At 55.9% G+C, this 12,750-nt stretch carries 19 protein-coding genes; 11 read left to right on the top strand and 8 right to left on the bottom strand.

Going from position 1 to position 12,750, the window contains the following annotated elements; translation table 11 throughout:
• Positions 1 to 33: 33 nt before the first annotated feature.
• Positions 34 to 639: a sulfatase-like hydrolase/transferase gene (locus tag AC2FLD_RS04390; protein WP_496667306.1), complete on the bottom strand. Its 606-nt coding sequence runs from the start codon at positions 637 to 639 to the stop codon at positions 34 to 36.
• 595 nt (positions 640 to 1,234) lie between these two features.
• Between AC2FLD_RS04390 and AC2FLD_RS04385 the strand changes: the two genes are divergently transcribed.
• The 7 genes from AC2FLD_RS04385 (at position 1,235) to AC2FLD_RS04355 (ending at position 6,924) form a co-directional block, all read left to right on the top strand.
• Positions 1,235 to 1,525 carry a hypothetical protein gene (locus AC2FLD_RS04385; RefSeq protein ID WP_496667307.1) on the top strand — a complete coding sequence of 97 codons (291 nt, stop codon included), beginning with the start codon at positions 1,235 to 1,237 and terminating at the stop codon, positions 1,523 to 1,525.
• A gap of 154 nt (positions 1,526 to 1,679) precedes the next feature.
• Positions 1,680 to 2,060, top strand: coding sequence for a hypothetical protein (locus tag AC2FLD_RS04380; protein ID WP_496667308.1), 381 nt, complete (start codon positions 1,680 to 1,682; stop codon positions 2,058 to 2,060).
• A 177-nt stretch (positions 2,061 to 2,237) separates the two neighbouring features.
• Positions 2,238 to 4,196, top strand: coding sequence for a threonine--tRNA ligase (gene thrS, locus AC2FLD_RS04375; protein ID WP_496667310.1), 1,959 nt, complete (start codon positions 2,238 to 2,240; stop codon positions 4,194 to 4,196).
• A gap of 221 nt (positions 4,197 to 4,417) precedes the next feature.
• The gene (locus AC2FLD_RS04370) at positions 4,418 to 4,720 is read left to right on the top strand and encodes a BufA1 family periplasmic bufferin-type metallophore (RefSeq protein ID WP_050602032.1); all 303 of its coding nucleotides are present in this window, start codon (positions 4,418 to 4,420) and stop codon (positions 4,718 to 4,720) included.
• Between the two features lie 73 nt (positions 4,721 to 4,793).
• Positions 4,794 to 5,651 carry an MNIO family bufferin maturase gene (gene bufB / locus AC2FLD_RS04365; protein ID WP_496667312.1) on the top strand — a complete coding sequence of 286 codons (858 nt, stop codon included), beginning with the start codon at positions 4,794 to 4,796 and terminating at the stop codon, positions 5,649 to 5,651.
• Positions 5,648 to 6,409 (top strand): HvfC/BufC family peptide modification chaperone, encoded by a 762-nt coding sequence (locus tag AC2FLD_RS04360; RefSeq protein WP_496667314.1) that lies wholly within the window; start codon positions 5,648 to 5,650, stop codon positions 6,407 to 6,409. The genes bufB and AC2FLD_RS04360 overlap by 4 nt, the downstream gene beginning before the upstream one ends.
• Positions 6,406 to 6,924 carry a DoxX family protein gene (locus AC2FLD_RS04355; protein WP_050602029.1) on the top strand — a complete coding sequence of 173 codons (519 nt, stop codon included), beginning with the start codon at positions 6,406 to 6,408 and terminating at the stop codon, positions 6,922 to 6,924. Before AC2FLD_RS04360 ends, AC2FLD_RS04355 begins: the two co-directional genes overlap by 4 nt.
• Before the next feature lies 1 nt (position 6,925).
• Here the strand turns inward: AC2FLD_RS04355 and AC2FLD_RS04350 are convergent, their stop codons facing one another.
• Complete coding sequence (locus AC2FLD_RS04350) at positions 6,926 to 7,294, bottom strand: hypothetical protein (protein WP_496667316.1); 369 nt, start codon at positions 7,292 to 7,294, stop codon at positions 6,926 to 6,928.
• Positions 7,295 to 7,335: 41 nt separating this feature from the next.
• A complete protein-coding gene (locus AC2FLD_RS04345) occupies positions 7,336 to 7,653 on the bottom strand; it encodes an ArsC/Spx/MgsR family protein (RefSeq protein WP_050602027.1) in 318 nt (105 codons plus the stop codon).
• A gap of 214 nt (positions 7,654 to 7,867) precedes the next feature.
• On the opposite strand from AC2FLD_RS04345, the gene AC2FLD_RS04340 reads away from it, so the two are divergent.
• The gene (locus AC2FLD_RS04340; protein ID WP_050602026.1) at positions 7,868 to 8,074 is read left to right on the top strand and encodes a cold-shock protein; all 207 of its coding nucleotides are present in this window, start codon (positions 7,868 to 7,870) and stop codon (positions 8,072 to 8,074) included.
• A gap of 86 nt (positions 8,075 to 8,160) precedes the next feature.
• Here the strand turns inward: AC2FLD_RS04340 and AC2FLD_RS04335 are convergent, their stop codons facing one another.
• Together AC2FLD_RS04335 and thyX are read right to left on the bottom strand one after the other, a co-directional pair.
• A complete protein-coding gene (locus AC2FLD_RS04335; RefSeq protein ID WP_256364005.1) occupies positions 8,161 to 8,289 on the bottom strand; it encodes a hypothetical protein in 129 nt (42 codons plus the stop codon).
• A 240-nt stretch (positions 8,290 to 8,529) separates the two neighbouring features.
• A complete protein-coding gene (thyX, locus tag AC2FLD_RS04330) occupies positions 8,530 to 9,438 on the bottom strand; it encodes an FAD-dependent thymidylate synthase (RefSeq protein ID WP_050602024.1) in 909 nt (302 codons plus the stop codon).
• 176 nt (positions 9,439 to 9,614) lie between these two features.
• On the opposite strand from thyX, the gene AC2FLD_RS04325 reads away from it, so the two are divergent.
• Genes AC2FLD_RS04325 through AC2FLD_RS04315 form a run of 3 tightly spaced genes read left to right on the top strand, consistent with a single transcriptional unit; the run spans position 9,615 to position 11,451 of the window.
• Positions 9,615 to 10,043, top strand: coding sequence for a VOC family protein (locus AC2FLD_RS04325; protein ID WP_050602023.1), 429 nt, complete (start codon positions 9,615 to 9,617; stop codon positions 10,041 to 10,043).
• The gene (locus AC2FLD_RS04320; protein WP_496667318.1) at positions 10,040 to 10,741 is read left to right on the top strand and encodes a DUF1194 domain-containing protein; all 702 of its coding nucleotides are present in this window, start codon (positions 10,040 to 10,042) and stop codon (positions 10,739 to 10,741) included. Before AC2FLD_RS04325 ends, AC2FLD_RS04320 begins: the two co-directional genes overlap by 4 nt.
• On the top strand, positions 10,738 to 11,451 hold the full coding sequence (locus AC2FLD_RS04315) for a DUF1194 domain-containing protein (protein WP_496667319.1): 714 nt from the start codon (positions 10,738 to 10,740) through the stop codon (positions 11,449 to 11,451). The genes AC2FLD_RS04320 and AC2FLD_RS04315 overlap by 4 nt, the downstream gene beginning before the upstream one ends.
• On the opposite strand, the gene AC2FLD_RS04310 is transcribed toward AC2FLD_RS04315, so the two are convergent.
• The 3 genes from AC2FLD_RS04310 to AC2FLD_RS04300 form a co-directional block, all read right to left on the bottom strand.
• Positions 11,452 to 11,949, bottom strand: coding sequence for a MarR family winged helix-turn-helix transcriptional regulator (locus AC2FLD_RS04310; protein WP_496667321.1), 498 nt, complete (start codon positions 11,947 to 11,949; stop codon positions 11,452 to 11,454).
• A 78-nt stretch (positions 11,950 to 12,027) separates the two neighbouring features.
• Complete coding sequence (locus AC2FLD_RS04305; RefSeq protein ID WP_496667670.1) at positions 12,028 to 12,252, bottom strand: succinate dehydrogenase assembly factor 2; 225 nt, start codon at positions 12,250 to 12,252, stop codon at positions 12,028 to 12,030.
• A gap of 29 nt (positions 12,253 to 12,281) precedes the next feature.
• The gene (locus tag AC2FLD_RS04300) at positions 12,282 to 12,674 is read right to left on the bottom strand and encodes a helix-turn-helix domain-containing protein (RefSeq protein ID WP_050602018.1); all 393 of its coding nucleotides are present in this window, start codon (positions 12,672 to 12,674) and stop codon (positions 12,282 to 12,284) included.
• Positions 12,675 to 12,750 lie beyond the last annotated feature (76 nt).

Below are 12,750 nucleotides of genomic sequence, written 5' to 3'. Positions count from 1 at the left end.
TAATCACAACAACCAGTTGAGCCAGACCCTCTCTTAGATCAGGCGGCCATCTGTCCCAAAATCCCTGACGACGGACAGACCGGCATAGTCGAAGCCCTGATTAAACGCATAGGATTGCTCGATATCGCCGAGGTGCCATTTGCCGATATGCACGGTCTCGTAGCCACCCGCGCTCAGGACCTCGGCCAGCGTGACTTCCCATTCATTAAGGCCGTCGCCGGAGACCACGGACTTGGCTTCCGTTGTCCCGGTGCGGATCGCATAGCGACCTGTCATCATGGCGGCTCGCGTGGGGGTACAGGAGGGTTCAGTGTACATTCTCTGGAAGGACAAGGCCTCCTCCGCGAGGTCCGAGATATTCGGCGTGCTGTAACCCCGAATGACGTCCAGGTTCGGCATGCCCATCTCGCCGAAGCCGACATCATCAAGCAGAATGTAGACGATGTTCGGGGGCGTTCCGCCATTGGTCTCGCGAATTTCCGCAAGCCGGTCATCGATCCGGGCATCTTCCTCCGACCACGTCTGACCGTGTTGTTCCAGCAGGATGTAGTGCTCTGCGTCGTGGATGATCGGGCCTTCCTGTGCCGACACCAAAGTTGGAGGTGCAAGAAGTATACTGGCCGCCAATTGCAGTCGCATCGCGTGTTCCCTCGCCCCTGGAAATTCAGATCACAATGGGATCAATTCATCGGGAACACAATAGTCACGGCCGCCACGCGGATTAGCGCAGATTCGCAAGTTCACTTTTCGGGGGAAGCCATCCACATTCCGGACATCCGACCGATTGCGTCAGATGTCAGCAAGGTCGGCAAACTACCAGTTCGTGCTGCTCGCAGTAACTGGCACTTTGGGCTCGACTCGGTCATCTGACTGTTTTTCTCAGATGACGGCTAAGCCCCGCTAAGCGGTCCTTCGGCAGCAGACAGTCGAACTTTCTGCATTTAGTGATCGCTCGGCACGATAGCAATCGCTGGCGATAATAGTCCGCTGTGGCTGTCGTTCGAACAAAACTACCGCCCAGCCATGCCGGAAAAGGCACAAATATTCGCAACTCATGCCGAATTACGATATATAAAAAACATACTTATCACCTGGTGCCTTTACCTTCTGAGAACAGAGGAGTTCTACTGTGCCAACACCTCTCTTCAAGCCCGGTCATTCTGGTAATCCGGGTGGGCGACCCAAGCTGGACCCAGCGACAAGAAAGTTGATCCAATCGAACGGCGAGGTCGCTGTGAAACGTATGAACGATCTTTTGTCGATGGACGAACTCTTCAATCGCATAGACGAGAATGGTGAATTTGTATCGGGAAAACTTTCGGGCAAAGAACAAATCGCCTTGCTGGCCTTAGCTCAGGACCGAGCATTTGGACGCGCTGATGGTGTAAGCGTCACACATACCCACAGCGGAACTGTCGGCATGAGCGTCAATCCAACACAGCGGCTCAAAGATATCAGCGACCGCCTTCCAGAAAGATTGGCTCAACAGAAGGTGATCGAGTCAAAACTGGATGACAACGAGTAGTCTCCAACAATCACGTAGGGGCTGCCAGGTGAGGAGGATTGGGTTTGTGCCTACAGGTCATGCGCCCGCGCACGTAAGCCCCCTCGATTTGACGACCCTGTATTGTATTTGATAGAGAAGGCGCCCTTTTCCAAAAAATTAGGAGGACCTGCACATGTGGGTAGCATTCTCGACGTCCGAGGGTTCGGGCTTTTTCTCGGCTGTTGCAAAGGATGAGGACGGCAAAACCAGCGGGCCGCACATGGGGTCGCGCGTCTGCCTGCGGTTCCGCCGCGCGCAGGATGCCGAGTTGCTGCGCGACTACGGCATGGACGGCGAGGTAATCGAAACGCCGGGCGGCGACTATCGCTATAGGGTCTTCATACCGCGCAGCCACCTCGTGACCGTGCTGATGAACTTGGGCAATCACATGTCCTACCCCAATTTCAAGGACAGCATTCCCGAGGATGACATACCGCTGGCAAACGCCTGCCACGAGGTATGGGCAGTGTTCGGCAATATGCAGGAGGGCGGGCCATACGGTGCAGGACAGTGATTGCACCGCCCTGACAATCGCTATATGAGACGCCTCGTGGCTTTATTGTCGCCAAAAGCTACAAAACAGTGACGAGTGACACCGAAACGTCCTAAAAAATTACTGTTTTCAGAATCTTAAATGGCGATACCCGCAACCGGGCGTTCAGTGGGCGCCAAACCGACGAGGAGAGCCGATATGGCCCTGGATTCTCAATCCGTCTCTCTCACCTTTCCCGATGGCAATGCACGTATCTATGACGCAGGCGTCACGCCCGCGCAGGTGGCTGCCGATATCTCAACCTCGCTGGCCAAAAAGGCCATCTCGGCCACGGTAGACGGCCAGCATTGGGACTTGCAATGGCCCATCGAAGCCGATGCGCAGATCGCCATCCACACCATGAAAGATGAAGAGCAGGCCAATGAGCTGATCCGTCACGATCTGGCGCACATCATGGCGCGGGCCGTTCAGGAAATCTGGCCCGCCACCAAGGTTACGATCGGCCCCGTGATCGAAAACGGCTGGTATTATGACTTTGACCGCGCGGAACCGTTCACGCCCGAAGACCTCGGCCTAATCGAGAAAAAGATGAAGGAAATCATCAACAAACGCGATCCTGTTACCACCGAGGTTTGGGACCGTGAGCGCGCGATCGAGTTCTACGAGGCCAATAACGAGCCTTATAAGGTCGAGCTGATCGAAGCCATTCCGGGCGACGAGCCGCTCCGCATCTATTGGCACGGCCACTGGCAGGATCTTTGCCGTGGTCCACACCTGCAACACACCGGTCAGGTGCCGGGCGACGCGTTCAAGCTGATGTCCATTGCTGGTGCCTATTGGCGCGGCGACAGTGACCGCGCGATGCTGCAACGCATCTATGGCGTGGCCTTCACAGGCAAGGAAAAGCTCAAAGCTCACCTGCATATGCTGGAAGAGGCCGCCAAACGCGACCACCGCAAGCTGGGCCGCGAAATGGACCTGTTCCACATGCAGGAAGAGGCCCCCGGTCAGATCTTTTGGCACCCCAACGGTTGGACCATCTACACGCAATTGCAGGACTACATGCGCCGCCAGCAACGCAAGGGCGGGTATGTCGAAGTCAACACTCCGCAGGTTGTGGACCGCAAACTGTGGGAGGCTTCAGGCCACTGGGACAAGTATCAGGAAAACATGTTCATCGTCGAAGTGGACGAAGAACATGCCCGCGAAAAGGCGATCAATGCCCTGAAGCCGATGAACTGTCCGTGCCACGTGCAGATCTTCAACCAAGGTCTGAAATCCTATCGCGATCTGCCTCTTCGGATGGCGGAATTCGGATCGTGCAACCGTTATGAGCCGTCAGGCGCCTTGCACGGTATCATGCGCGTGCGCGGCTTCACGCAGGATGATGGTCACATCTTCTGCACCGAAGATCAGATCGAATGCGAGACTGCCGAGTTCATTCGCTTCCTGTCCGAGATCTACAAGGACCTCGGATTCGAAAACTTCTCGGTCAAATTCTCGGATCGTCCTGAAAAACGATCGGGCTCTGACGAGGTTTGGGACAAAGCTGAAGCCGCTTTGCTCAGTGCAACACGTGCTGCGGGGATCGAGCCAGAGCTCAACCCCGGTGAAGGTGCCTTTTATGGTCCTAAGTTGGAGTTTGTCCTGACCGACGCAATTGGTCGTGACTGGCAATGCGGCACGCACCAGGTCGATTTCGTTCTGCCAGAGCGTCTGGACGCCACCTATGTCGGCGCTGATGGCGGTAAACACCGCCCCGTTATGCTGCATCGCGCGACACTGGGATCTTTCGAGCGCTTTATCGGTATCCTGATCGAAGAACACGCGGGCAAGCTGCCCTTCTGGCTGGCCCCGCGTCAGGTCGTGGTCGCCTCGATCACGTCCGAGGCCGACGCCTATGTTGCCGAGGTTGTCGAAACCCTGCGCGCTTCAGGTGTGCGTGCCGAGGCCGACACTCGCAATGAAAAGATCAACTACAAGGTCCGCGAGCATTCGGTTGGCAAAGTGCCGGTGATTCTGGCCGTTGGTCACCGCGAAGTCGAAGACCGTACGGTCAGTGTCCGTCGTCTGGGTGAAAAACAAACACATGTTCAACCGCTTGACGTTGTAACAAATGAGCTGTCGCAGGCAGCCACTCCGCCGGATCTGCTGTAACATTCGGCCGCATATCGCTGGAAATCTGGCCTCCGATTTGGGGCCAGATTGAAACATTTCATCCTTTTTTCATCAAAAACAATGTATTACGCTGCAAGAGGGCATGCCGCCCCCTGACGTGCTTGTGAGACACGGGCTCGTGAATTCAACTCTGGCCATCAAGCCACTACCTTTGTCAGTGTCACAAGCAGACATACCCAGTCATCAAGAGGATTACCGTGATGTCGAACACAGCTAAGTCCCTGGTTATTGCAACCGCAGTCGCAGCCGCCGTATCGGGCGCAGCAACCACTGCAACCGCACAGGCAAAAGAAAAATGCTATGGCGTATCGCTGGCCGGTCAGAACGACTGCGCCGCAGGCCCCGGCACCACCTGCGCGGGCACCTCGACCGTTGACTATCAGGGCAACGCATGGACCCTGGTTGACGCTGGCACCTGCGCGGACATCGAACTGCCTGCAGAGGCAGACGGTACACCGCGCAAAGGTTCGTTGGAAGCCCAGGAACGCGATTTGCCGGCATAAGGTCGATCATACGAATTCAGAGGGGCGGGCCAGATCGCCCGCCCCTTCCCTTTCGTGATCAAGGAACTGACCCATGTTGGATGATGCACACCGGTCGAACCGCCTGCCCGCTGCACCGGGCGTTGGCTACAAACCGCAACATTTTGCTCAGATACTCGAACACGCAAGGCCTGTCGCATGGCTGGAAATCCATGCGGAAAACTATATGGGCGACGGTGGGCGCCCCTTGGCGCAGCTGCGCCACCTTTCCGAACAATTCCCGATCTCGGTTCACGGCGTTGGCCTGTCCATCGGCGGCGAAGGCCCCCTTGACCCCGATCATCTGGCCCGGCTGAAACACTTGGTCGGTTGGCTGAACCCTGCCAGCTTTTCCGAGCATCTGGCATGGTCCACCCATGACACGCATTTCTACAACGACCTGCTGCCCCTGCCCTATACCGACGCGACTCTGACGCGTGTATGCGAACATATCGATCAGGTACAGGAAACTGTTGGGCGGCAGATGCTGTTGGAAAACCCCTCCAGCTATCTGGCTTTTGAAGAAAGCACATGGTCAGAGCCCGATTTCCTGAGAGAGATCGCCACACGCACCGGCTGTGGTTTGCTGCTGGACGTAAACAACGTCTTTGTTTCAGCGACCAATCTGGACTTTTCACCTCAGGGTTACATTGACGCTTACCCCCTTGAGAATGTGGGCGAAATTCATCTTGGCGGCCATGATGAAGACGAAGACGACCATGGCCATCCGTTGTTGATTGACAGCCATGGGCGCGAAGTCGTCGATCCGGTCTGGGCCTTGTTGGATTATGTGCTGGAGCGTTCGGGACCGAAACCCGTTCTGATCGAATGGGACACCGATGTCCCCGATTGGCCCGTTCTGCGGGAAGAAGCGGTTCGTGCGCAGACCGCACTCGAGCGGATTCCGGCATGAGCGTTTCGCAGTCCGAATTCCGCGCAGCCATGATGGATGCTTCGGCCCCCGTACCCGAGGGTTTGCTGGATGCCGAGGCGCAACCAGCCGGTCGCCGGTTCAGCGTCTATCGCAACAATGTTGCCGTCTCATTGACTGAGGCCATGCATCAGGCGTTTCCCGTCATCACCAAACTGTTGGGGCCGCAGAACATGGACGGGCTGGCCGGGATATTCCTCCGTCAGCATCCACCGTCATCGCCGCTGATGATGTTTTACGGTGAAGCATTTCCCGATTTCCTGGCTGGAATGCAGCAGCTTTCGCATATTGGTTACCTACCGGATGTCGCGCGGCTGGAACTTGCACTGCGCAATTCTTACCACGCCGCCGACAGCCAACCTGTTCCGGCGGAGGCGCTGGCGGTAGATCCCGAGCAGGTCATGCAAGCCCGGCTACACTTTGCCCCGGCCATGCAGGTGATCCGCTCGGATTGGCCCGTCCACGCGATCTGGCGCTTCAACACCGAGGCTGACGCCCCGAAACCGGATGCACGTGCTGAGGATGTGTTGATCACACGCCCGGAATTCGACCCCATTCCCCAACTGCTGCCCGTTGGTGGAGCCGACTGGATCGCCCATATGAAAAATGGCGACACAATTGGCGAAGCATTCGAGAAAATCGCTGCGGAACAGCCGGAATTTGACCTTGGAACCACTCTGGCACTGCTTTTACAGGGCGGTGCATTAACTTCTGTGACTATCGAAAGGCTGGAGACATGACTGCCCTGATCTCAATTCACAATTCTGCTCTTGAGAAGGTGGACCACGCGTCCAACTGGTTGACTCCAACACTTGCGCGGCTGGTCTTCATTGCCGTTCTGCTGGTTTACTACTGGAACTCGGCCATGCTGAAGATCGACGGTTCGATCTTTTCACCGTCTGCTGGTGCATTTGGTCAGATCTTCCCCAAGGCGGCCGAGGCCGTTTTGTATGACGTGTCCCAAATGACATTCTTCCAGCGCATCGTCATCTTCTTCGGAACGGTCGCTGAATTTGTTCTACCTGCCTTGTTGCTGGTTGGCTTGTTCACGCGTCTGGCGGCGCTGGGATTGATTGGGTTCATCTGGGTGCAAACGCTGGTCGACGTCACCGGCCACGGCGTGAAACTTGGCAGCCTGTTTGACGCCGCGCCTTCCATCCTGGATCAGCGCACGATGTGGACTTTCCTGATGCTGGTCATTGTGATCAACGGCGCAGGCCCGCTCTCGCTGGACCGTATCCTGCGCCTGAAATGATCTAGAAATGCGCTTTGGGCTGGTCCGGTTTTCCTGCCGCCAGCCCAAGCACGCCGGCCACACCGGCAAAGGCGATCGGGAACATGGTGAAGACGCCAAACCCAAACGCATAGTACATTGCACCGGCTGAAATCAGCAGCAAAACCCCGCCGATAAGAGCCCGCGCAGGTGCCATCGCCCCTCCGGCAATTGCCAGCAAAGGCGCGATAATCGAAAGGGCCTGGATCAGGCCGGGGTTATCGACTTGGCTCAGAACCCCATCAATTTCGCCGACATGGTCGACAACGACCACTTTGGCATATCCGAAAAACCCGACGATCATACCGATCAGTCCGGCAACAACGCCCAAAGTCATTGCGGCATTACGCATAGAAAATCCTCACTTTTGATCTTGGGCAGATAAGCACCCATTCAGGAAACACCAAGCTGCGCCCGGGTTTCAGCGGTCCATCCCAACAGCAGCTTACCGTTATCCTCGATCAAGGGGCGTTTCATCAGAGTCGGGTGTTCTTTCAAAAGCTCCAGTGGTGCTTTTGCGCGCTGGCCTTCATCTAGCCCACGCCACGTTGTTGATCTTGTATTGAGCAGAGCATTGCCGAATTCGGCAAAACCTTGCGACAGAACAGAATCCGGCACACCGTCTTTCCGAACATCAAGAAATTCCGCATCTGGCAAAGATTTCAATGCCTTGCGACAGGTATCGCAAGCCTTCAAGCCATAAAGTTTCATCACTGTGGTACTCCTGCTCGTGCTTTCATTTTAGGCAATCACGCCTGTTTTTGGCAGTTATTCTTGATTTTTTACTTCACCGTGCAATGTTGAAAAAGGCGAAACATGTAAATTGGACTGTTCTGCAATCGCGAAACAGTGGGATTTACGATGACGCCGACCACAGCCCCCACCAATTTGTGGGACAATGCGTAAGTAGAAGGAGACACGGGACATGCCAACCGGCACCGTGAAATGGTTCAATACCACCAAAGGCTATGGATTTATTGCCCCTGATGAAGGGGGCAAAGATGTGTTTGTTCATATCTCGGCCGTAGAACGGTCCGGCCTTACCGGACTCGCAGACAACCAAAAAGTCTCATACGAGTTGCAGGACGGACGCGACGGACGCCAAATGGCATCTGAATTGAAGCCGTTGTAGCGACACCCCCGCCCAACGCGGAGTGATACATTTGAGGATGACGGCCAATTTCCGGCCGTCACCCGCCCCCCACCGGACATGTTCCATTACCCTCGTGCGGGCTTTGGCCTGTCATGAGCAATCCAGTTGTCGCCCATGGCAACGATGCAGGACGTTCCGGTCGCATAGGTCACGACCATCGTCCAGTCGCCGCGCTGGTTTGACCAAACTTCCATGATTTGTTCAGGTCCACGAACACCAGTGGCCACACGTTCGGACCCAAACTGCCCTTCTAGCTTTTGGTGTAACCGGTGCGTCGGCTCACACACAATTTCTGCGATAGGAGACTGAGCCTGCGCTGGCAAAGTATGGCTAAAGAGCAAGCACAAAGCAGCAGTTTTATAAACGTGGATCATGGAACCATTGTATCGATTCCATGACAGAATGTATAGACAAACGCTAGGCGTTAGTGAGAATTACTTGCGGATGATCGCTTCAAACTCACGCCATTCACGGGCGGTCATGCCTGAGCTTTCCTGCGTGACGGTCTCACCCGCCAACATGTTCCGAAGACTCTCCGCCATCTGGGCGGACAGGTTGACCGCACCCAAACGGTAGTCCTCGAACGCTTTGTAGGCAAACGGCACCCAGTCGGCGACGATCTTGCACATCGCGTCGGCGTATACGCGGATTTCGTACTGCGCATGAGGGTCTGCGCGCAAACGCAGGAAATGGAACAGGTTGTGCAGATCAACCTTCCAATACCACTGCGTGTAGATGTTCGCAGGCAGGTTCATCCGAGCCAGTTCACGCGCCAGGCCCTGTTGTCCATCCTGGTTGATCATGGCCTCGTAATTGTCATAGCAGCGGGTGCTGTCGGCTTTCAGGATTTCCAGCACACGAGCCGCTTCTTCACCTTCCAGTGCTGATCCGCGCCCCTGGTTGTTCACCTCTGACTGGGCCGCTACATGCTCTGGCGCGGGGATATAAAACTCACGATCCAGAATAGAATACCGCGCCGAGTATTCATTTACATTTGCTGTCCGGTGCCGAATCCACTGGCGCGCCACAAAAACGGGCAGCTTTACATGCAGTTTGACCTCGCACATCTCGAACGGGGTCGAGTGCCAGTGCCGCATCAGATATCGGATCAGCCCTTCGTCGTTCTGAACCGATTTGGTGCCTTTACCGTAAGATACACGGGCCGCCTGACAGATCGCGGCATCATCGCCCATATAGTCGATCACACGGACAAAGCCGTGATCCAGGACCTGATGCGCGGTGTACAAATGGTCTTCCATTCCGGCTGAAACGGCGCGACGTGTGGGATGCGATTGCGCGCGTTGCGCTTCGATCTCGGCCTGTTGGTCAGCGGACAGCGGCATCAAAACTTCCTTTCTGGTAATGAGTCGCCTCCTACTATATCTCGCCAATCCCGCCACCGGAACCGCGATATATGCCGCAACCTGCGCTATTTTCGATTTGGACACCACGGTGCACTCGACACGTCAAACCAGTGCGCTAAGTTGCTGGCAAAATAAATCGAAGAAGGAAAGTCAAAATGGCGCTGACATATCTGCACACTATGGTCCGCGTGGGGGACCTGGAAAAGTCCATGGCGTTTTATGAGCTTCTGGGCCTCAAGGAAACACGCCGATATGACAGCGAGGCCGGGCGGTTCTCACTGATTTTCATGGCTCCTCCGGGGCAGGAGGACGCTCCGATCGAACTGACATACAACTGGGATGGCGATGATGAGCTGCCCAGCGACAGCCGACATTTCGGCCACTTGGCGTACGGCGTCGACAACATCTACGAGGTCTGCCAACACCTTCAGAACAACGGCGTCACCATCAACCGCCCGCCACGCGACGGTCGCATGGCCTTTATCCGTTCTCCCGACAACATTTCGGTTGAGTTGCTGCAGAATGGCGACGCGCTGGAACCTGCCGAACCCTGGGCCAGCATGGAGAACACCGGCCGCTGGTGATCCGGTGGATCATAGCAATGGGGCTGGCCATTTTGGCCGGCCCTATCAAAGCCGAACAATGCCGTTTGGCCCTAGCTCTGGCGATGGATATTTCAGTCTCGGTCGACGATGCAGAAGACCTTTTGCAGAGGCAGGGATTGGCCGCGGCGCTTTTGGCCCCTGAAGTACAAGAGGCCTTCTTTTCCTCACCCCTGCCCGTTGCCTTGGCGGTCTACGAGTGGAGCGGGCAATCTACACAACACGTCATTCTGAACTGGCACCTGATTGAAAACCAAGGGAATTTGGTCGCCGCCGCAACGCAAATCAGCCAGTCGATCCGGTCCAATCAAGGCTCGGCCACAGCTATGGGGCACGCGCTGCGGTTTGGGGCCAAATTGTTGCAAAGCGCGCCCCCATGCCTGTTTCATACGATAGACCTGTCCGGTGACGGGTCCAACAATGACGGGTATGGGCCGCAGATCGCGTATCAACGGTTCTTTACCCGTGACGTTGTGGTCAATGGCCTGGTTATCAACGCCGCCGATTTTGAAGGTGAACTGTTTCTGATTCCCTTCTTTGAGAACAACGTCCTGCATGGCCCCGGTGCCTTTCTTGAAGTGGCTCAGGGGTTTGAAGATTTTGAACGCGCCATGCGCAAGAAGCTTGAGAGGGAACTGAGCGGGCTGCAGATCGGTGCAATTGGACGTGTTGGCCAATGATTGCGCGTCTGTTTGTCGTGTTGTTCTGCCTGATATCCGGGCCTGTTCATGCGCAGTGCCGGCACGCATTGGCTTTGGGTCTGGACGTGTCGGGGTCAGTCGACAACGGGGAATACAGGTTGCAGTTAGAGGGCGTGGCCGCTGCGCTGCAACACCCTGAAGTGCGCCAGCTGATGCTGGCCGATGACGCGACATCCATAAGACTGGCAGTTTTTGAATGGAACGAGCCAGGGCATGAACGAATGCTGCTGAACTGGACCGAGATTCAAACCCAGGCCGATCTAAACGCAATCAGCACTCTTTTGATCGAAACTTCACGCAGCTCGACACCGCAAGGCACTGCGGTTGGATCCGCGATGGCGTTTGGCGCCGATTTGCTACAGCAGCAAAAGACATGCTGGCGGCGAACGCTGGATCTGTCTGGTGATGGCAAGCATAATCTTGGGACCCATCCCCGCGAAGTTCGAGCTACACTGCGTAACAGCGGGATAACAATCAACGGTCTGGTCATCGGTGCGGATGACCCTAAGGCCGGAGATCAACGCTTTGTTCAGGTGGGCGAGCTTTCCGCCTATTACACGGCCTGGGTCATTTCAGGGCCAAACGCCTTCGTCGAGGTCGCGTTGGGGTTTGAGGCCTATGAAGAGGCCATGATCCGTAAACTGATCCGAGAGTTGGACAGCCTCGTGCTGTCCGAAGCCCGTCCTTGATCAGTAGATATACCTGATCTGGTCGGTCCAATACCGTTCGACGCGGCGCAACGACGTGGTGATGTCTTCTATGCCCTCAAGTGCCAGCACTCCCCTGCCTTGCAGGCCCTCAGCGTGACGTGCAAACAGGTCGGAAACGATGTCGCGGATCTCTCTGCCCAGCGGCGTCAGGCGAACGCGCACCGAGCGACGGTCGATCTCGCAGCGCTGATGGTGCATGTACCCCATCTCGACCAGTTTCTTGAGGTTGTAACTGACATTGCTGCCTTGATAGTAGCCACGGCTTTTCAGTTCACCTGCCGTGACTTCGTGATCACCGATATTGAACAGAAGCAGCGCCTGCACAGCATTGATTTCCAACACGCCAACGCGCTCAAACTCGTCCTTGATGACGTCCAGCAGCAAGCGGTGCAATCTTTCCACAAGGGCCAGCGCCTCAAGGTAGCTGGTCATGAACCCCTTGGTTCCCGATCCCGATACCTGCATTTCCATACTCATCCGACCCTCCGATTCAGTCGCGCTGTTTGAGACACGATGAACCGAAAATCCAAAAAATCGGTTAAGCGGAAATTTTCGTTACTTTTGAAACGTTTGAGCGATGTCCGAAATCAAATGGGAAAACTGTGCAGGCGATTGCACCTGCCCGGTGACCCACTGATATAGATCCTGGTCGTTTTCATTCAGCAGCGCGTCATAATCATCCAGCCCGGCCTCATCCATGTCGGCCAGATTGCGATCTGCGTAGGCGGACAGGATAATGTCCATTTCTTTGATCCCACGCCGCATGGACCGCATTTTCATGCGTTTGATGCGCACATCCCGGGGCGCGCTCAATTCTTCTGCTCCAGCATTAGGCGCATTTTCTTTTCCAGCCGCGCCGCGCGTTCGGCGCTCGCGCGCATCTCGCCGCGAATGGCACGCAGTTCGGCTACGGCGACTGACAGTTCCATACCGCCTTCACCCTCTTCCACCGGTGCATCCATGCCGTCGCCCTCACCGGTCAGCAGCCACATGATCGAGACATTGATCATACCCGCCATCATCGACAATCGGTTCGCACGCGGCTCGGATAAATCGTTTTCCCAATCAGCAATTGTCGCTTTCTTGACCCCAAGACGGCGTGCCAATTCTGCTTGCGTCATTCCGGCGGCTTCGCGAGCGCCCGCCAAACGATCCCCAAATGTTGCAGACTCCGGACCATACCAGTCTTGTTCATCATTCATTCGGATCTCCAATTCACATTATCTATACGGCTTGATCGTCATTCCGGCGCACCCTATGACAGTCGGGTTGAACATA

It is taken from the genome of Ruegeria sp. CDSA021 (assembly GCF_059612325.1).
This window is presented reverse-complemented; position numbering and strand designations above follow the sequence as displayed.